This window comes from Paenibacillus sp. J31R109 (assembly GCF_059692055.1).
Genome location: NZ_JCAUAR010000017.1, coordinates 71935 through 90585, shown reverse-complemented (window position 1 = coordinate 90585; position 18651 = coordinate 71935). Strand labels below are relative to the sequence as shown.

Annotated in this window: 16 protein-coding genes; 6 read left to right on the top strand and 10 right to left on the bottom strand. The window is 46.1% G+C overall.

Features of this window, described 5'->3' with window-relative positions:
• Nucleotides 1-83 precede the first annotated feature (83 nt).
• The gene (locus tag AC58QT_RS29305; protein ID WP_497412056.1) at nucleotides 84-1136 is read right to left on the bottom strand and encodes an NAD(P)/FAD-dependent oxidoreductase; all 1053 of its coding nucleotides are present in this window, start codon (nucleotides 1134-1136) and stop codon (nucleotides 84-86) included.
• Nucleotides 1137-1357: 221 nt separating this feature from the next.
• Here AC58QT_RS29305 and AC58QT_RS29300 point away from each other — a divergent pair, with 221 nt between their 5' ends.
• Together AC58QT_RS29300 and AC58QT_RS29295 are read left to right on the top strand one after the other, a co-directional pair.
• Nucleotides 1358-2632: an MDR family MFS transporter gene (locus AC58QT_RS29300; protein WP_497412055.1), complete on the top strand. Its 1275-nt coding sequence runs from the start codon at nucleotides 1358-1360 to the stop codon at nucleotides 2630-2632.
• A gap of 52 nt (nucleotides 2633-2684) precedes the next feature.
• Nucleotides 2685-2903 (top strand): hypothetical protein, encoded by a 219-nt coding sequence (locus AC58QT_RS29295; RefSeq protein ID WP_497412054.1) that lies wholly within the window; start codon nucleotides 2685-2687, stop codon nucleotides 2901-2903.
• 17 nt (nucleotides 2904-2920) lie between these two features.
• Here the strand turns inward: AC58QT_RS29295 and AC58QT_RS29290 are convergent, their stop codons facing one another.
• From AC58QT_RS29290 to AC58QT_RS29280, 3 genes are all read right to left on the bottom strand, one after another.
• On the bottom strand, nucleotides 2921-3733 hold the full coding sequence (locus AC58QT_RS29290; protein WP_497412053.1) for a thermonuclease family protein: 813 nt from the start codon (nucleotides 3731-3733) through the stop codon (nucleotides 2921-2923).
• A gap of 136 nt (nucleotides 3734-3869) precedes the next feature.
• Nucleotides 3870-4499 carry a hypothetical protein gene (locus tag AC58QT_RS29285; RefSeq protein WP_497412052.1) on the bottom strand — a complete coding sequence of 210 codons (630 nt, stop codon included), beginning with the start codon at nucleotides 4497-4499 and terminating at the stop codon, nucleotides 3870-3872.
• A 220-nt stretch (nucleotides 4500-4719) separates the two neighbouring features.
• A complete protein-coding gene (locus tag AC58QT_RS29280; RefSeq protein ID WP_497412051.1) occupies nucleotides 4720-6639 on the bottom strand; it encodes a DUF2334 domain-containing protein in 1920 nt (639 codons plus the stop codon).
• Nucleotides 6640-7011: 372 nt separating this feature from the next.
• Between AC58QT_RS29280 and AC58QT_RS29275 the strand changes: the two genes are divergently transcribed.
• Nucleotides 7012-7224 (top strand): hypothetical protein, encoded by a 213-nt coding sequence (locus tag AC58QT_RS29275; RefSeq protein WP_310502391.1) that lies wholly within the window; start codon nucleotides 7012-7014, stop codon nucleotides 7222-7224.
• 212 nt (nucleotides 7225-7436) lie between these two features.
• On the opposite strand, the gene AC58QT_RS29270 is transcribed toward AC58QT_RS29275, so the two are convergent.
• On the bottom strand, nucleotides 7437-7808 hold the full coding sequence (locus AC58QT_RS29270; RefSeq protein WP_497412050.1) for a winged helix-turn-helix transcriptional regulator: 372 nt from the start codon (nucleotides 7806-7808) through the stop codon (nucleotides 7437-7439).
• 144 nt (nucleotides 7809-7952) lie between these two features.
• Between AC58QT_RS29270 and AC58QT_RS29265 the strand changes: the two genes are divergently transcribed.
• The 3 genes from AC58QT_RS29265 (at nucleotide 7953) to AC58QT_RS29255 (ending at nucleotide 11009) form a co-directional block, all read left to right on the top strand.
• Entirely contained in the window at nucleotides 7953-8825 is an 873-nt protein-coding gene (locus AC58QT_RS29265; RefSeq protein WP_497412049.1) for an SDR family oxidoreductase, read from the top strand.
• A 30-nt stretch (nucleotides 8826-8855) separates the two neighbouring features.
• Nucleotides 8856-9566: a DsbA family oxidoreductase gene (locus AC58QT_RS29260; RefSeq protein ID WP_497412112.1), complete on the top strand. Its 711-nt coding sequence runs from the start codon at nucleotides 8856-8858 to the stop codon at nucleotides 9564-9566.
• A 279-nt stretch (nucleotides 9567-9845) separates the two neighbouring features.
• A complete protein-coding gene (locus AC58QT_RS29255; RefSeq protein WP_497412048.1) occupies nucleotides 9846-11009 on the top strand; it encodes a GGDEF domain-containing protein in 1164 nt (387 codons plus the stop codon).
• 580 nt (nucleotides 11010-11589) lie between these two features.
• On the opposite strand, the gene AC58QT_RS29250 is transcribed toward AC58QT_RS29255, so the two are convergent.
• From AC58QT_RS29250 to AC58QT_RS29230, 5 genes are all read right to left on the bottom strand, one after another.
• Nucleotides 11590-14556: a rhamnogalacturonan lyase gene (locus AC58QT_RS29250; RefSeq protein WP_497412047.1), complete on the bottom strand. Its 2967-nt coding sequence runs from the start codon at nucleotides 14554-14556 to the stop codon at nucleotides 11590-11592.
• 412 nt (nucleotides 14557-14968) lie between these two features.
• Complete coding sequence (locus AC58QT_RS29245) at nucleotides 14969-15514, bottom strand: hypothetical protein (protein WP_497412046.1); 546 nt, start codon at nucleotides 15512-15514, stop codon at nucleotides 14969-14971.
• Between the two features lie 55 nt (nucleotides 15515-15569).
• Nucleotides 15570-16802, bottom strand: coding sequence for a TerD family protein (locus AC58QT_RS29240; RefSeq protein WP_497412045.1), 1233 nt, complete (start codon nucleotides 16800-16802; stop codon nucleotides 15570-15572).
• A gap of 74 nt (nucleotides 16803-16876) precedes the next feature.
• The gene (locus tag AC58QT_RS29235) at nucleotides 16877-17452 is read right to left on the bottom strand and encodes a TerD family protein (RefSeq protein WP_497412044.1); all 576 of its coding nucleotides are present in this window, start codon (nucleotides 17450-17452) and stop codon (nucleotides 16877-16879) included.
• Nucleotides 17453-17570: 118 nt separating this feature from the next.
• Nucleotides 17571-18560: a LacI family DNA-binding transcriptional regulator gene (locus AC58QT_RS29230; protein ID WP_497412043.1), complete on the bottom strand. Its 990-nt coding sequence runs from the start codon at nucleotides 18558-18560 to the stop codon at nucleotides 17571-17573.
• Nucleotides 18561-18651 lie beyond the last annotated feature (91 nt).

Sequence of the window (18651 nt, the reverse complement as noted above, 5' to 3'; positions counted from 1 at the left end):
CATAAGAATTTACCTCCGTCTTGAGACGGAAAAAAGCACCCCACAGGGTGCCTAGTTGATTGGATATATGTAGCTTATCCCGATTAGGATTGAAACATTTGCTTCACTAATTCTTTATTCCGCTTCTTGAATGCTTGATTGTGCGAAGAGACCATCCCATAACTCTCAGCTGTTGGCTGAATGTACTGTTTCGCTTTATTCACCGCATTCGCCGCGTCTTGGAAGGCGCCCGCAATCAGATGCACTTTGCCTGGATGATTAAGAATATCCCCAGCTGCATAGAGTCCTGGCACAGAGGATTCACTGTTCGCATTACCTGCGATATAGTAATTTTCCGCTCTCTCGATCTCAATTTCACTATTTTCAAGCAAGGTTGTATCACGATCATAGCCATGGTTGATAATGACTTCATCCACCAACACAGAAGAAACTTCTCCCGTTTCATGATTCGTCAGCTCAACACGTTCAATAGATGAATCTTCACCAGCAGCAAATAACTTCGTAATGGACGTATTTAAGTGGCAGATCGCCGTGCCGTTCTGTAACTGTTTTACTTGGGCTTCGTGTCCGGTTAGCTGCTCTTTACGATAGCTGAGAATGACTTGCTTGGCGACAGGCTCCAATTCATTCGCCCAGTCCACAGCCGAATTGCCGCCGCCGGAAATGACGACCGTCTTGTTCTTGAAGCGCTCAAGCGACTTGACCGTATAGTTCAAATTCGAAACTTCGTAGCGCTCTGCGCCTTCGATCTCTAGCTTTTTGGGGTTAAGGATGCCGGAACCGACAGCGACGATCACGGTTTTGGAGTAGTGCAGCTGGCCTGTGGTTGTGCGCAGGATGAAGATATCGTCTTCATTTTTACCGATAGCTTCCACTTTCTCATTCAACACAACTTCCGGGGAGAACGTAAGCCCCTGCTCGACAAGCTGATTAATCAGCTTCGCTCCTGGCGTCGGTGTGACACCGCCAACGTCCCAGATCATTTTTTCAGGATATACATGTATTTTACCGCCTAGATGCGGTTGAAATTCAATGATTTTGGTCTTCATTTCACGCAGTCCACTATAGAAAGCCGAGTACAGACCTGCTGGTCCCCCGCCGATAACCGTTACATCAAACAATTCGTTCTCTTCCATGCTCATTTCACTCCTTAAGTACCCAATTGCGATTGAGAATCATTATTAATGAATAATACTGCGTTTTGGCGATTTTATCAACTGAAAAAATGCTGAATGCGCTGAGGAGGCCTCCTCTATCGGATAACTGGAAACATTCTTCCTTATATCTGCCTTGTTTCCGCACGAAGATTGGTAGTATGATAGGGTGACACTTATATTAACCAGAGGTAAATTAAATAATGAAGATCAGAGATTGGGACATTAATTTAAAAATCCGCCTCGGCGGAGAAACTGCTTTTAACGTTATTTTTTGGGCATTTTTCCCGTTTTTATCGATCTATTTTGCCAACTCTTTCGGTAAAGGCTGGACAGGCGTTCTGCTGATTTTGTCGCAGGCGCTTTCGGTCTTCGGCAATCTGCTCGGCGGCTACAGCGCGGATCGGTTCGGCCGGAAACGGATGATGGTGATTGCTGCTCTAGGACAAGCCCTAGGTTACGGGATCTTCGCACTCGCCGCTTCTCCCTGGCTGGCCATGCCTGTTATTAGCTTCATGGGCTTCAGCTTAGCTAGCTTTTCTGGCTCCTTGTACTGGCCAGCCAGTCAGGCCATGGTCGCAGATGTTGTGAAGGATGAGCATCGCGCCAGCGTGTTTGCCATCTTCTATACCGCCGCGAACATGGCTGTCGTCGTCGGACCTTTGCTTGGCTCGCTCCTATACAAGGACAATCCCTATCTCGTACTGGCCGCGGCTTCGGTCTTCTGCGTTTTGCTCGCACTCATGATGGCACGTCGCTTAAACGAGACACTGCCGCAGCAGTTAGCCGATCGCCATCGCTTACAAGCTGATACCCCTTGGTACCATGCCATTGCGGTCCAGCTGCGCGACTACAAGATCATTGCCACAGACCGTGTATTCCTGCTATTCGTCATTGCAGGTGTTCTGCTTTCGCAGACCTTCATGCAGCTGGATCTGCTCTTCCCCGTTTTCTTGGAAGAAACCATGCCATTAACGACGATCTTCTCCTACAATGACTGGGATCTCCAGTTAACGGGCAAGCAGCTATTCGGCTTAATTGTCTCCGAGAATGGTTTATTCGTCGCCATTTTCACGGTCATCGTGACCAAATGGATGCTGATGTATCGCGATCGCTATGTGTTCATTGGCGGAGCGCTTTTCTATGCGCTGGGCATGGTCATGTTCTGCCAGATGTCCACTTTCTGGGGACTGACAATCGCCATTGCCGTCTTCACACTGGCTGAGCTGATGTCAGCAGGACCACAGCAAGCCTTCGTGTCCAGATTGGCGCCGGATCATATTCGCGGTCAATATTTCGCGGCCTCCAGTTTGCGCTACACACTCGGGCGCACCATTGCGCCACTCTCCATTCCGATCAGCAGCTGGATTGGCTTTACGTGGACGTTCATCTTGTTGGCGGCACTTGCTGTTCTGTCAGCAGCCATCTACAACATGATGTTTAATCAATATGATCGACAGACTGCGTCTGCACAATAGACGTGGTTGAACAGAAAAAGCACCCTAAGGGTGCTTTTTTGGGAGAGGAGACATGATCCTGTATAGATTCATTTCATTTATCGTTGCTGCCTTAGTCTTCATTTCCATTTATATGATCTCTTTGAAAATTGTTCGATTTGTCATCTTAGATCACTTAACGCTGCGCTTACAACTGCAAAGTCTAGTTGAGATCATCACTCTGCTCATTATCGCCGTTATTTCTCTGGTTGCAACGGTCTCCTTACTGAGATATCTCGTGCGACATCGATAGCGTTTCACTTGTCGAGTCTACCGTTTGGCCTCACAAGCAACGCCATCGCCGTCACCATCCAGCTTGGCGCTGTAACCAGGCTCACCTCGCTTGATGTTATACGCACCAGCTGCATTCGCCTCCTTGCAGGAGTTATAGGCTGCGGCTGGTTTGGGTTGCGAAGATGGGCTTGGCTTCGGAGTAGCTGTTCCAGCTGTGCCCCCTTTCACCACACCTTCATGAAACCCATCCTCTTGCGCATAATTTTCCACGCTCCAGATGTTCAAGCCTTTCTGCTGTGCCTGCTTCTGAATCTCCCGGAATTGATCCACATATTTCACATTAGGCGGGTAGATATAGGCCACACGGGCATACCCATTTTCCAGCAGCAAGGCGTTGAACATCTGATCCCCAATGTAGAGATAGCATAGCAATCTGCCGTATTTATCCCGCTCCGACACATCCATTTCCAGTTGGACATCTTTGCCTGTAAGCATTGTTTTTGCATAATTGGACGCATCCAGCGCGAATGGTTGCACCGGCTTCTCAGGATCTACACTCTCTGGCGTATCCACAAGAAGTAAGCGAATTGTTTCTTCTTTAACTTTGCCGCCCTCGGTAAAAGAGACTTTCATCGTATCGCCATCAACGACGCGGACAACCTTAGCTGGAATACGCTTGCTGTTCTGCGCTGCTGAAGGCGCTGTCCCTGCAGTGGTGGCTACGGTCGATGACTTGCTGCCTTGTGCAGCTGATTGACTATTCTCTCCCTCGGAAGGGCTGCAAGCCGTTGCCAGCAGCATAAGTAGGCTGAGTCCAGCAGCGACGATCTTCCTTTTTGCGATTATCATGAATTCCTCCAAGTGATGACTGTTTCTATCTGTCTATGAAAGTATAGCAGACTTCAGACCTGGATGAATTCCTAAGCATGAAAAAAACGGCTTCCGCCGTCGTATTCGTACGCGATATGTCCATTGTTCCTACGAATCACCGCGTAATCACTTGGCCATCAGGCCTTACGATAACCAGCCGATTTCTGCTTGTCATTTTGCTCGCAGCAGCCACTCCATTGGTTGGAGGTGGAGGGACAGGAGGTGACGTTCCGCATGAACAATCCTTGCTGCATGAGGTAATGGAAAGGTCACCGTCTGGTACATTTACGTTAATTGAGCCTAGCAACGAGTTTACACTGTCCAAAATATCTAGACCAGTAAAAGAAAACATGACAACGTCATCTGTCGCACCTAGACTCTCTACTAAAGTAATGGCATAAGGACCTTGGAAGGTTATCCCTAGAAAATTAAAATAACCTGAACCGCTTATTTCTAATACCGTATCTCCTGTAAGCGAAGTATAACATTTCGGAAGACTAATGGAGCTGGACGTAAATGAACCGTCCTCCACGGTAAAATAGATTAAGCTCCCCTCCATCCTGCAATTGGGGCAAATTTGAAAACGCAACGTCAGTTCTTGTGCTTCCACATAACTGTTGACCATACCGCTGCAAGAGCAGCATTTTTTCTCTTTCTTCGACGTCGCGTTGCCTACATTGACATTAATAATTGGTTTCACGGAAACTTCAATTTTATTTTTTTGCTCTTTCTTTTTATCCTCCACAGTCCCTTCATCCTTTCTAGTTGGCATAGGCCCTGCAGGTACAAGGACCAATTACTCTATTCTATGAATAGCAACTAGTTAAGGTATGGGAAGATACATAGCATTCATGCACCTATTTACGCTTGCTAACTCACAAAATCACATCATACTTCACAGTTTTGTAACTATAACGGAAGCTGCAGACAGCAAAAAGCACCCCTCCGGGTGCTTTTTCGTCTACCTATCGCGTTCCACTACGAAACGAAAGCGCCAGATCCAACACATGCCCCGTTTCATCATAGGAGCCCATATCCATCTTCCGATTGCCATCAAAATCAGCAACAACACCACGTCTCTCTTTGCCTTGTGCCCAAGGGCCGAATTCGTTATCCAGCGGCTGGAAATGGTTATCGCCCTCGTTCTGGAATACCCGCCAGATGCCCGTCTCCGCGTTATACACAATCAGATCGCTTCGCCCATCACCATTCGTGTCGCCAACTAGCAGCTGATCGCTATTCCCAAAGGAAACCCCACCTGCTGTTTGCGGGTCAGCGAACAGGCCTTGCCCTTGACGATACATAATGGATACACGTCGATCCTTATGAGAGACACACAGGATATCATCCTCTGCAGCAGTGTCTTGCATATGAGCTGTGAACATTTCGGCATCTTCGGGCAGCTTCGTGTCGGTCTCTGTATACGTCAACTGCTGATTCAACCAGTTCACTTGCACGAGCCCCTTGTCACCTCTAGCAATCAAACCCATGCCGCTGCTAGATCGAAGCGTACGAAGAGAGGAAAGTCCTAAAGGCAACGCTCCCATTGCGCGAACTGGCAGGAACTGTTTCTGATCGGCTATGGCTACCCGCACATTTCCTGTTTCGGCGTTATACGCGAGCAGATCTTGTTTGCCATCACTATTGACATCCACAAGCAGAATCTGCTCTTCAGGAGCAAACGTCTCTCTTAACCATACTTGTGAAGCTTCCTGCGGGCGATTTCTGGGCATTTCATAATTTCCAGGAATAACTAGAATACGATGGAGCTGGCGCACGACCACATCCGCATGTCCACGACCTGTTACATCGCCTAGCATCACATTCTGCAGCTTCGTTCTAGGTGGCAGCGTAACACGATGTGCAGGAGTAAAAGGGACGATATCGTGCAGTGACATCCAGCGGTAATCCAGCTTCTTAAAGCCTGCAATCAATTTATGTAGGTAAGACGCTGTATCTCCCTCTTTATACTGATAGAGTGGAATTCCCTCTTTCACTGCAGGATTTCCATCCGTCCCTATGACTGGTTCAAGGTGTGAAAATTCTAAAAAAGGATGGAAGTAAAAGGAGGCTAATCCATCATCCTTTGCTGCCTTATCCAACATTTGATCAACTGATTTGTCGTCGCTGATGTAGCGATATGGCGCAGGGATATAGACCGAACCCAAACTATCTTGTCCGTACGTATTAATCGTATCATAGGTATTCATATCATCACGTGCGCTTTTGGCGTAGAGATCAGGTTGATACATCAGCCCGACGAAAGAACGAAACACGCCTTGCTGCTCGTGGGTATCTTTATAGTGGGGAGACTCCCAGAACGCGGGATGTAGACCTGCTCTTGCAAAGGCAGCCAAGCTTTCTTTCATCCGTTCCGCTGCATAAGAGAGCTCTTGCGTTTCCGGTGCATCTTTAATATTAAACTCAGATCCTATTCCTGAGTTTTGCTCGCCATCCGAACGATAGGTCTCCCCATATTGATGACGGTACCCATGCATGCCTAATACACCGCCATGCTGCTCAGCCTGCTGAAGAACCTGAATAAACGCGCTGACAACTTCGTCTGGATTGGGGTCGTCAATCCCCTTTTCCTTCCAGACACCATCATCTTGCAAGCTCATCCTTCTGGGAATTACCGCCACATGAAAGGGTACATCCTCAGACTCAATGTAATTCATGACGGCCCGCAATTTCCCCAAGCCTTCTAGTGTATTGTAATCACCGCCTAGTCCAACATCCTCCAGTCGGATCATGACATGACGTTTCCCTGCATTAGGGGAATCATTGGTCTCTGTCTGAGTTGGGATATAAACGGCCAGCGCAACGGCTGCTAACAGGCCACCAACGATACCAATTCCAATCTGCTGCCACAATTTACGTTTCACGCTTGCCTGCTCCCCCATTATGTAAAACGTAGATAATACCTATGATTTCGACATTTTCTCCTAAATTATATATGAATCTAGGTCTTCTTACTATAAGAGTTTGAACAGAGGTCAAAATGAGATAAAGCAAGGCGTAGCGCGATTGGAATCGCTTCCATTTTAATGGAAAAACTTCCTAAAACATTACGCTAATAGTGCCACTGCTTATAGGTAATAGATTTGCCTGCTGTCTCCTGTTTTCTGTTAGCTTGTTTCATTTTGTCGGAGTTGGGTAAGAATAAAAATAACACAATCTCTTTACTTCCAGATAATATTGCAATGACATAAACATCGTATCCTAAAGATATCTTATTGTGACGGAGGCATCCGACTATGACAGCAAAAATCGGTTTCGTATTTTTCTGTATATTGTCCCTATCGGTTCTAGGTGTTGCTGCAAAAGAGAGTCAACCAGAGAAGCTATCAGAGAAACGCACTGACAATCACATTGTTCGTCCTTACTCGCCTGCCCTTTATGACTCCACGGAACAATTTGAGTATGAATTCGAGTGGCAAAATGGAAAGATTATTGCAAATCCACAGTAAGAAACCTTTCCCTACATAAACGTTAATTGACTAGTGAACTCAAATAAACCCCCGACTTTCACAGTCGGGGGCTCTACTAATTGAACTTTATTTTGTCCAACTCATCTATAAAAGCAGATCTGTTGGGATATGTTAACCGAAAATGCTCAGCTAACTTCTCCGCACGATCGCCGCTTTCTTTGAAATTACGTCATACACTTCTTCTCGCGGTTTTACTGACTACGCTTCTTACCAATCTTCTTACTCATCGTCCCGTTCTTCTTCCCCCACTCGCCCATGCTCTCTAGGATCGGTATGAAGCTTCGTCCTGCTTCCGTCAGTGAGTATTCCACCTTGGGAGGAACCTCCTGATACACTTTCCGATGAACCATGTCATCCTTTTCTAACTCTCTCAACTGCGATGTCAGTATGCCTTTGGATACGCCTGGCACCAGTCGTTGCAGCTCACCAAATCTCCTTGTTTCCCGTAAATGCCACAGAATAAGGATTTTCCACTTCCCAGCAATGACATTTTGGGTATCGGTAATGGGGCAGACTTCGATTTGATCCTCTGGAATTTCCCCCTGAAATGTTGTTCGGGACATGTCGAATCCCTCGCTTTCTCCATGGTCTTATTTTTGTGACTATGTTATATAATTATGACTACTTACATTTTTAGAGATACTATAATAATATATGACTATAACGAATTAACCAACAACTTTTTTATAAATAGGAGGACATACATCATGTCAAAAATCGTGGTTACAGCAGCAACAGGTGAACTTGGTAAATTAGTGGTTCAGCACTTACTGAACAAAGTACCAGCGAGTGAGATCGCTGTAAGTGTTCGTAATGTCGAGAAGGCCGCTGAATTTGCAGCGTTAGGCATTGAAGTACGATACGGTGATTGGGATCATCCCGCTTCATTGGAGCAAGCTTATGCGGGTGCGTCCAAGCTTCTGCTTATTTCTTCCCCGCAAGATGAATCGATTAGTCGTGTTCGCAAACATGTTAGTGCAATTGAAGCCGCTAAGAAGGCAGGCGTTCCCCACATTATCTACACGAGCTTCGCCTTTGCTGATGTAGATGCTTTCGCTCCTCTAGCTAATGTACATTTAGCAACCGAATTTGCTCTGAAGGCATCAGACATTCCAACTACGATCCTACGTAATACGTGGTATCAGGAGCTCTATGTTAATCCTAGCTTGCAAGCGTACATTGATAACGGCAGTATTATAAATTCCGCTGGTACAGGAAAAATTAATACAGTGACACGCGATGACTTGGCGCTAGCGACAGCAACCGTTCTTGCCGAAGATGGGCATCAAGGCAAAGTCTACGAATTAGCATCATCCGAGTCATGGAGCTTCGCGGAATTAGCAGCCATTTTATCTGACATATCCGGCAAAAAAGTTACTCACCAATCTGTCTCTGATGCTGAGTCCTTCCAAGGTATGGTTCAAGCGGGGCTTCCTGAAGGTCTTGTACACTTCCTAGTAGCAATTGACCGTAAAATGGCCGCAGGAACAGAAGGACACACATCCCCAGATCTTGAAAAGCTCATCGGGAAGAAACCAACTTCCATTCATGAAAGTATTGCGCTATTATTCAATAAATAATCTATTTTATCCATTATTGAGGTGAACCTTATGCAAGTTGAAATTTGGTCGGACTTTGCTTGTCCGTTCTGTTACATCGGCAAACGTCGCTTTGAGCAAGCCCTAGCGAGCTTTGAACACCGTGATCAAGTTGAAGTTGTCTATCGCAGCTTCGAGTTAGACCGTCATGCACCTGCAAGCGTCCCGCACGACGTGTATGACATGCTCTCTTCCAGATACGGCATGAGCCGTCAGGAAGCGATCTCCATGAACGAGAAAATGCGTCAGCAAGCTGCGGCTGATGGGCTTGACTTTCAGTTCGATGGCCTCGTACTGACGAACACCTTCGATGCGCATCGGTTACGGCTATACGCCGAGCAACATGGCCAGGGTGCCGCGATCTCCGAGCTGTTGTTCCGCGCCTATTTCAGTGAGTCCAAGAATGTAAGTGACCACAGCATCCTTGCAGACATTGCGGAAGCGAAAGGACTTGATCGCGAAGAAGTCCTGTCCGTGCTCACCAGCGATCAATTCGCTGAGAACGTACGCGCCGAAGAGGAGCAAGGCAGTCGCCTCGGTATCCGCGGCGTTCCGTATTATCTCATCAACGGCAAACATGCGTTGTCCGGTGCACAGCCAAGTGGCGTCTACTTGAACGCTATGCAACAGCTATGGGATGCCGAGCGACCGGCACAGGTTGCTGAAACAGCCAGCGACGAGGCTTGTATAGACGGCACGTGTGCGGTTCCGAACAAACCTTAAATATCGACTTTACTCCTATTACCAGAAGAAGCACCCAGCGGGGTGCTTTTTTCTAGTTTCTTCGTTCTCAGAAAGCAATTTAAATCGCTTATACAATGTACCCCCTACCCCACTTTCACATAGAATAATCAAGCCAATAACGGGAAAAAGAAGCCGGAAAGAATTATCATGTATTAGTAAATATTTGGAAACACCTTACCTCGGTTTTATGGTAAAGTAATGATGTTCGACATTTTTTTGAGAAATCCCCCAAACTTCAACAGTCAGATGAGGTTCGAAATGGATCTACTTATCGATATGAAAACTATGCTGCTGACTCTCGTCATCGGGCAACTTTTTACGGCCGTGTTCATTATTGCCTACTGGCGGCGGCGTAAGGACGAAAGTACAATTCGGTATTTCTTCTATGCCAAATGTACGCAAGCCGCGGCTTGGCTGCTTTTAATGGTTCGTGGCGGCATTTCGGATACACTAACGGTATCTCTTGTGAATTCATTGCTATTTATTGGCTACGCATTTGAAACGATTTCCATCCTGAAAATTCAACATGCACTGAGCAGGTCGATTCGAAACATGTATGTGGCGTTGACCCTTTTCAACATAGTTGGCTTCCATGGCATCTTGTTTTTTTACAACGAAGAGAAGTTCCGCATTTCCTTTGTTTCCTTAGGCATCGCTATGGGACTCCTAGTTCCAGCCTTCCACATGATTCGTAAACAAGCCTCATCTACATTGACCAAAGTCATTGGCTATTTCTATCTAATCATCATTACTGTACTTCTTATTAGGGTCGTCAGTGCTTTATTCTTCGGCACGCTAATGAGCTATTATCAGCTCGGCGGTAATCAGACTATGATGCTGCTTAGCCAGTATCTTGCAATGTTTGCAGGCAATACGGGATTCATTCTCTTGATGAAAGAACAGACCGACCAGGCCTTACTTCGACTGGCCAACTATGACGATTTGACCGGTACGCTCAACCGGAGAATGTTCGTCACCCATACGAATCAATACATGGCTGACTATGAGAAGAAAAAGAAGCCGATTACCTTGATGCTGTTTGATATTGATAACTTTAAGTCAATTAATGATTCGTTCGGTCATGACATCGGGGATCAGGTGCTTGTTGATCTCTCGAAGCGAATGAAGGATCAGCTGGGTGCGGATGATCTATTCGCTAGATATGGCGGAGACGAATTTGCCATTATCATACCCGGCATGAATGAACGGGAATCGACGCTCTATTCTGAGAGGCTCAGACAAGCCGCTGAAAGCTCGCGTGTTTCTGGATTGAAGATCTCCTACACGATCAGTATCGGCGTTCTCACGATCATCCCCAATGAGGGGACACACTTTGAAGATCTTTACTCGACTTGTGACCAAGCGCTCTACCAGGCAAAAAGAAACGGACGGAATAGCGTGTATCGCGGCTCTGTAAACTAATAAATGAAGCTGTCGCTTTGTTGAGCGACGGCTTTTTGTTGTTGTGCCAAAAACCCGAAATCCGTTACATGAGCCGCGACGGCTTGATCACCGTTTGTGACAAACTATCAAACACTTCCTTTTTTCAAAATAAGGACGACAAATTTCCTGATACTTTTTAACTCATTCTTGTTAATTTAAGGCTAAGCACAAATAACCCTCACAGAGAGTAGGTAGGTAAGATGATTTCTCTAAATGATAAGCCCATGTATCTAGCACACTTTGCAAAGCTAATCCAAATGGATGAACATCGGCTATTTCGTATATGTAAGGGGATCGAGGACAACGGCTATCGATTTAACCGTAACGAAAATGGGCATATCGATTTATCGGAGAATGATATTACGGTCGTGTTGAGTTTTTGTTTGTAAAAGGTAAAAGAGATAACAAATAGACCTCCTTGGCCGATTGCGCACAAGTGAGGTCTTGGGCGTCGCCGCTGCTGGCCTGCGCATAAAAATTGTGCGCTAGGGCATCGTCGCTGCCCACGAAAAAAGGCCGCCCCTAAGTAGATAATTCTACTTTTAGGACAGCCTGCAATTTACTTAGGATCTTTCGGATCCTTTGGGTCCTTTGGATCCTTTGGGTCTTTAGGATCTTTCGGATCCTTAGGGTCCTTATGATGTTTATCCGTGTAATCCACTTTCGGCGCCTTCAACCCGCCGGCCAGAACGGTGTCTCTGATGTCCTCACCGAGGTAGAAGCTCAAATGCGGCGGCTGATTATACGCCGTGTTCTGCCATGCAATACCGTTTCGATACACGGGATCATGCATAAGTGTATAAATTCGATACTCCGTAGGAATAGTCGTACTGAAGATTCTCAGTTCCGAACTGTCCGTTGTCGGCAGAAGCACTTCCTCACGCCAATCTCCTAAGATATCCGCTTGTAGGGTCGGCGTCGCCTTCGTGCCATTGTTACTGACGACACCTGCAAAGCTTTTGAAAGGCTCAGCCTTCTTTGTGATAGGATTAAATTTGGTGATCGAGGTATTATCCAACAGCTCATTTAATAAATCCCCGTCCCAGAGAAGCGAGAAGTTAACCGATACACCTGCTGTTCTAAAGCTATCCACTTCAACCTGACCTTGGACGTTATAAATGCCACCGCCTGAAGCTGGCGTCGTTCCTCCAGTACCCCAGAATTCAAAGCCTGGGCTTGCGGTAATATTGGACGCCAAACCACGCCCTGTGTCTACATAACCATTGTAGGACATCAATGTTTCACCGGTTGCAGCATCATGGAGTTCTACGGATGCCACAGACGGAACTTCATGTACCGCCATAACCTGAAGGCCTTCCCGTGCAGGATCAAATGCCCCTACATGTAGCGCATCACCGTGTGAGCCCTGTTCACGCTGCATCTCGCCATCCATTTCATAGAGAATGGAACCGTCCTGATCCAGGGTCAACGAACCTGCAATTATTTCGTCGAAACCATCATTATCCACATCGGCAGTGGCTAGATTATGGAAGCCTAAGCCTGCACCTCTGCCCGCTTGAGCGGAGTCGAAGGTCCACTCTTCTTTGAGCTTGCCACGAACTAGGCTATAAGCCACATACGTCGTCCGTTCATAATAGCCTCTGCCAAAAACTGCGCTCGGCTTCACGCCATCCAAGTATGCTAATCCAGCAAGGAAACGGTCCGAACGATTGTGCCACGTATCTCCCCATGAAGCGACATCCCCTAGCGGGAATGCATAATTAATCGTGTCGATGACCTTCCCCGTTTCTCCTTTGAATACGGAGATATATTCAGGCCCACCGAAAATATGGCCAGCTTCATTCACCCATTTGCCATTATCCGCTGCATTGCCAATGACACTGATAACCTTAGTGCTATCGAACTTCCCGCCCGTTACCCCATAGACGGTAGTAGCATCCGCCGTTTTAATGAGGAACTCACTTTTGCCATCTCCATCATAGTCCGCAATAATAAACTGATGATAGTGGGCTCCCGATGTGAGATTAAGCCCCATATTCATCCGCCATAGGAGCGTGCCATCCATTTTATAAGCATCAAAAATCGTTGGCCCCGTCATAGCGTTCTGCGAGCTGTCGATGGCATTGGAGGGGTACCACTTCACAACAACCTCGTACTCACCGTCACCGTCCAAGTCGCCTACACCCGCATCATTGACACTATATGTGTAGCTGCCTGTGGCCGTTGTTCCTCCTTCAGGCTTTTGCATCGGGATAGAAAGATAATCGTTGGCCGCAGCTGTCGCCTCTGCTTTCGAATCTGATTTCCCCTTAACTAGCGTCTCTACTTTGTAATCATCACCTGGGACACCAGCTGCATCCACATAATTGGTAATCGACAATGGGGACGTATTCAGCTTAAGCCCATTGCGGTAAATATTGAACTTCACATCGCGATCATACTCATCTGCCAGCAGACGCCAACTTACGAATATGCCTTCATTTGATTTTAGAGCAATTACGCCTCTATCCAGCCATTCTGTCTGTCTTGCCTTGTCTGGTGGCGTAAGGCGATTGTAGACATATTGGGTCGCATATCTGCCAAAACCGTTCTCCAAACTTGCCGGAACGGCAAGCTCTCCCTGAAACGTATACACGCCAGGCACACGCGGGTTCCAAGGGGTTCCAACGTTGACCCACGAACTTACAGGAACAGTTGCCTTACTATTATTGGCCAGAGTAACGCTAACCGTTGGCGGTAATCCGATAGATTGAATATCCCGCTTCTTGTCTACATACACCGTGTGATAGGCTAACTTATCCACTTTTGTTATACGATTTTCGGGGATAGGCTTATGATACACACCGAAGTTATCGAGGTACGTCGTCCAAGCAATATTATTGCCAGAAGTCCGCATGCCCACCAGTTTTACCGAAGCTACCGAACCATCAAAAGCTACCCCTTGCAACGAGGACGTAAATTCTTGACTGGTACCCGCAGCTTTGTCGGTAAGCTTCAATATAACGGCTTCATTTTCCACATCGAGATTGATTCCTACCTTATACCACGCCTGAGGATTAGTGATCCCCGTACTAGCCCCAGGCTGCTTCCCAGCAAAATATTGCAACGGCGAGTTATTCGTATTATTTACCGTAAACACCGTATTGCCCGTGCTATCTAGGAGTCTAAACTCACCGCCATTTTCGCTAGGATTACTCGCGGCTTTATCATTAACCTTGCCAGGATACCAATCAAATTCAACGAGAATCTGGCTGCCTTTGACCGAAGTACTAAAGTTCTTGGTCGCTACACGCCCACCACTTTGGTTCGTCTGGGTAAACTGCAGCATCGGGGTGCTATTCCCAGCTACTCCATATGTATTAATAGATACGGTGGCATTCGCAGTCGTAAACCCCCAGAATGCAGGATCCAGCGTAGCCGTATCGCCAAAATCACTATAATAAACGCTGTCGAGTTCGGTCCCGCTTGTCCCTTCAGCTGCGGACGCCATGGACCAGTTTGGTATAAAGAGAGCGCTTGCAAGAAGTAACGAAACGACTTTTTTCCATGGTCTGTTAGTTCGCATTGTTATTTTCACTCCTTCTATTCGAGTTATGAGAGACGCTTGATTACCCTCGATACTTCCTCGTCGTGCAAGGTTTTACATAACTTACGAATCACCTTTTTGCCATCGGTCAGAACCGCTCCCTCATTCCCTCCCCGCCAGACAAGAATCGATGACCATGCCCCATACAGCTCCTACTTGCTGGTAAGTTGGCCCCTGTACTAACTGTAGAACCTGACAGATTGCACCGTCTATTAGACATTTTTATAAAATGAAACACTTAAGCAGAAAGCCATTTGACAGCGATATGACATTTTTGACTTCACTTCTCTTTTCTTGATTGGTTAGGTTAAAAAGTAAAAAAAACACAAAAAATAGACCTCCTTAGCCAATCTCAGCCAAGAAAGATCTATTTCCTAGTAATATCTATGATTTACACGGTTTTCGTAAGCTCCATCATCTTGGCCTGCGATTCCTTTAGAATACGCACCAGAGATTGCACCTTATCAAACTCATAATCCCCTGGACCATAGTTGTCCATGAACATTTTTTTCAACAAGTCTGCGTAAAAAGTAACCCGTTGCTCCAGCGCATCATGCTCGATCTGAATAATTTCTTCAATGGAATGATTGCCTATGAATTCTTCAGTCTCATCTACAGGATCTTGCCATCGGCCGCCCCTGCGCTCCGCAGGATTAGATACTTCTGGCTCTCTCGTTGGATCCAATTCAATCGATGTTCGTAAACTGGATAAAGCAATATTTTCTTTTGCCAACATGATTTGAAAATATTTGTTTTTGAATAAATCAATAATGACGAGTTTGCATAACTCACGGTTTTGAAGGAGCATGCCATCAAAGGGATGGATGGTCCAATAACCATTTTTCAGAAAAAGATTTAGTTTGAACATTTCGCTGCCATAGACATATTCGATGTTAATATTTGATTCGGACATAATCTCAAATGAGAACTCTAACATAGATGATACCTCCCCGGAACGATAGCCATTTCCTTTTCGCAGCTATTCTATAGGTCTATTTACTGCCGACAACCCATCTTAAACCCCAATTATAAGCTTGATCCATTTCGGGGTGTCCCTTAAAATGCCGTACAATCCGCTCAATACTCAACGTTTCATCGTTCACATTTTGAATCAAAGCAATCGCACACATCGGGAGATCGTTATCGTGCTCATCGAGTTTAACAATGATGTCAGGCCCGCCATTTTGTTTAACCGTTACAATGCCATCGGCCTCAGACCATCTCGAGACACCCTCATAGATGAAGGTAAAAATGAGTATCCGTTTGAAATGAGCTAGCTTCGTGCCATTAATTCGAATGTTCTCTCCGGTTTTAACAGAACCTGTGCGATCATCTCCATCAAGAGCTATAAAGGGTTCACGCGTAAGCGATCCAAATGTATTCCCCAGCGCCTGAATTAACCCTTTACTACCATCCTTCAGTTCATAGAGGCAGGCCAAATCAAGATCGATCCCGTTTGGTGAATCTACCCAGAAAGCGATGTCTTCTTTTGGTTTTTGATTCCAGTTTAGGTTGATTAAGATTTCCCCAAGAGTTCCCGATTTCTTCTCAAGGTTGATTTTATCTCCCTTTTTCGTTAACTCGATTTTCGAAAGTTTAATCGGTGCTAGCTTAGCCGGCTCCAGCTCCTCCTTCTGACTCTGCTTCGGTTCCGGTTCTGGCCGTGCGCTCTGCTGATCCTTATTTACAACGACGCCATAGCTCTGACAAAGCGCTTTAAGGCCTCCAGCATAACCAGCACCGATGGCGCCAAACTTCCACTCACCGTTGTATCTATATAATTCTCCTATAACAATCGCCGATTCTATGGAGAAATGGTTGCCCAAGTCATAACGAAGTATCTCTTGCCCTGTTGCTTGATTTACGAAACGGATATAGACATTGCGAACCTGGCTAAAGTTCTGACGCCTTGCCTCACTTTCATAGATCGTAAGCGTAAACGCTATCTTATCTACGGCTGTCTGTACACGTTTCAGATCGATCTGCAGTTCTCTTTCATTCGCCTTCTTCTCGATGTATGTCATAAAGCTATTGCTCGGGTTCCCGTAAAAGATAAGATCCTCGTCACCACGAACTTTATTGTTCTGCGCAAGTAAAAAGGCCGACGTATCGAGCTCGATATGATTTGGAGTCTCCCAACCGATAAAGACAGCCAAATTGGTAAGGGTAGCATGTACTTTCGTTACATCCACCTTTTGTCCTTTGATCACGGAAACAGCGCTCATGTTGACTTCACCCTTCTTCTAAAATATATACAGAAGGGTGGCAACCAGAAGGCAACCACCCTGTACAAGCTAACCTAGCTCAAGCCATAGTTCGTCACTAGCGCAGCCAAACCGCCTGCGAAGCCACTACCAACTGCCTGGAACTTCCAATCTACACCATGTCGATAAAACTCACAGAAAACAACCGCTGTTTCGATGGAAAAGTCTTCTCCCAAATCATAGCGAAGAATCTCATTGTTGTTAGCTTCATTGACTACTCTGACGAAGGCATGACTGACTTGTCCAAAGTTTTGGCCGCGTTGCTGTCCATCATGAATCGTTACCGTAATTCCAATTCGACTGATTGCAGCTGGTACTTTGGCGAAGTCGATCAAGATTTTTTCATCATCACCATCACCTTCACCCGTACGATTGTCTCCTGTATGAACAACAGCACCATCATAGGCTTTCAGGTTATTATAGAACACAAAATCACCAGCTGATTTTGCTTTACCATCTTCGTGAAGAAGAAACGCAGAGGCATCGAGATCGAAATCTCCACCGCCATTATATTTATTCGTATCCCAGCCAAGTCCTACAATGATTTTGGTTAGACCTGGGTTGGTTTTGGTTAGGTCAATGCGTTGACCCTTGGATAAATCAATCGACATGGTTATCTCACCTTTCAGACAAAATAATGGACGTCCATCTTTACTCTTCAAGTATATATGGTTATCTGCCTAATTCGCAACGATGCCTCCACCAAATCAAAGAAGCTAGCCACTGATTTCAACGGCTAGCTTCTTCTTGGTGTACAGCCTCTCCCACTGATTCTCCCTCTACTAACGTTACATAAACCCGCTCATGATCCACCGCTACACCCATAATCAACTTAATAAGCTGCTCAGAGGCTAATGCTCCCCATTTCCGCTTGGAATAGTCAATTGTCGCCAGACGTGGTTGCGTATACTGCGTTAGTTCAATATTATCGAAACCGATGAGATGAATCTGTTCACCAATTCGAAAATTAGCTTTCACCAGTGTGTTGTACAAACCTATTGCCATTTCATCATTCAGACAAAAAACGGCTACTGGCTCCTTATACTCACGTATAATTTGTTCGGCAGCCATTTCCCCCGATTCCTTCGTGAAATTACCCTCAATCTCCACATAATCCACGTCAGAGCTTCGCTCAATGGTTTGCTTTGCGGCCTGAAACCGCTGTTTGGAGTCATAGGAGTCCTTCGGTCCCGTCACAAGGTACAGCTTCTTATGGCCTTTTTCGATGACATATTCGACAGCCAACGTGGCTCCCGCTTTATTATCTAAGTGAACCTGGTTCACGTTCGGATGATTCAGTTCCCGATCCAGCACAACCAGTTTGTGTCCGCGCTCGGCCAATTGCAGCAGTTCTTCGCTAGTAAACGAATGATCCAGAACAATAGCGCCGTCGATCATTCGCTGTGGCAGTAATCGGTGAGAATAAGCGCCGCTGCAAACAATCAGATCATACCCTCGTTTGTTCAACACTTCTTTCATACCTTGCAGGACTTCTCCGTAAAAAGCACCACTGAAATCGGTTAAATACACACCTATGATTTTCGAGGCCCGACTTTTTAACGTTCTCGCTGCGGCATTCGGAACATAGTCCATTTCCCTAGCGATCTTCAAAATCTTCGCGCTCGTTTCCTCCGTGACTTTCGGACTGCCATTCAGCGCATAAGACACCGTCGAGATCGAAACGCCCGCTTTACTGGCAATATCTTTAATGCTGACCACACAAACAGCTCCTAACGTTACGCTCTCATTTCCATCTATTATATCACAAAGAGGCTTCCTTATAAGGAAATAGGCGACCTCGAAAGATCGC

Bases quoted from the DNA above. Each gene is read 5' to 3' on its own strand.
- AC58QT_RS29260 (WP_497412112.1), top strand. From the start codon at position 8,856: ATGCAAGTTGAAATTTGGTCGGACTTTGCTTGTCCGTTCTGTTACATC.
- AC58QT_RS29250 (WP_497412047.1), bottom strand. From the start codon at position 14,556: ATGCGAACTAACAGACCATGGAAAAAAGTCGTTTCGTTACTTCTTGCA.
- AC58QT_RS29305 (WP_497412056.1), bottom strand. From the start codon at position 1,136: ATGGAAGAGAACGAATTGTTTGATGTAACGGTTATCGGCGGGGGACCA.
- AC58QT_RS29255 (WP_497412048.1), top strand. From the start codon at position 9,846: ATGGATCTACTTATCGATATGAAAACTATGCTGCTGACTCTCGTCATC.
- AC58QT_RS29240 (WP_497412045.1), bottom strand. From the start codon at position 16,802: ATGAGCGCTGTTTCCGTGATCAAAGGACAAAAGGTGGATGTAACGAAA.
- AC58QT_RS29275 (WP_310502391.1), top strand. From the start codon at position 7,012: ATGACAGCAAAAATCGGTTTCGTATTTTTCTGTATATTGTCCCTATCG.
- AC58QT_RS29245 (WP_497412046.1), bottom strand. From the start codon at position 15,514: ATGTTAGAGTTCTCATTTGAGATTATGTCCGAATCAAATATTAACATC.
- AC58QT_RS29295 (WP_497412054.1), top strand. From the start codon at position 2,685: ATGATCCTGTATAGATTCATTTCATTTATCGTTGCTGCCTTAGTCTTC.
- AC58QT_RS29265 (WP_497412049.1), top strand. From the start codon at position 7,953: ATGTCAAAAATCGTGGTTACAGCAGCAACAGGTGAACTTGGTAAATTA.
- AC58QT_RS29290 (WP_497412053.1), bottom strand. From the start codon at position 3,733: ATGATAATCGCAAAAAGGAAGATCGTCGCTGCTGGACTCAGCCTACTT.
- AC58QT_RS29300 (WP_497412055.1), top strand. From the start codon at position 1,358: ATGAAGATCAGAGATTGGGACATTAATTTAAAAATCCGCCTCGGCGGA.
- AC58QT_RS29270 (WP_497412050.1), bottom strand. From the start codon at position 7,808: ATGTCCCGAACAACATTTCAGGGGGAAATTCCAGAGGATCAAATCGAA.
- AC58QT_RS29235 (WP_497412044.1), bottom strand. From the start codon at position 17,452: ATGTCGATTGATTTATCCAAGGGTCAACGCATTGACCTAACCAAAACC.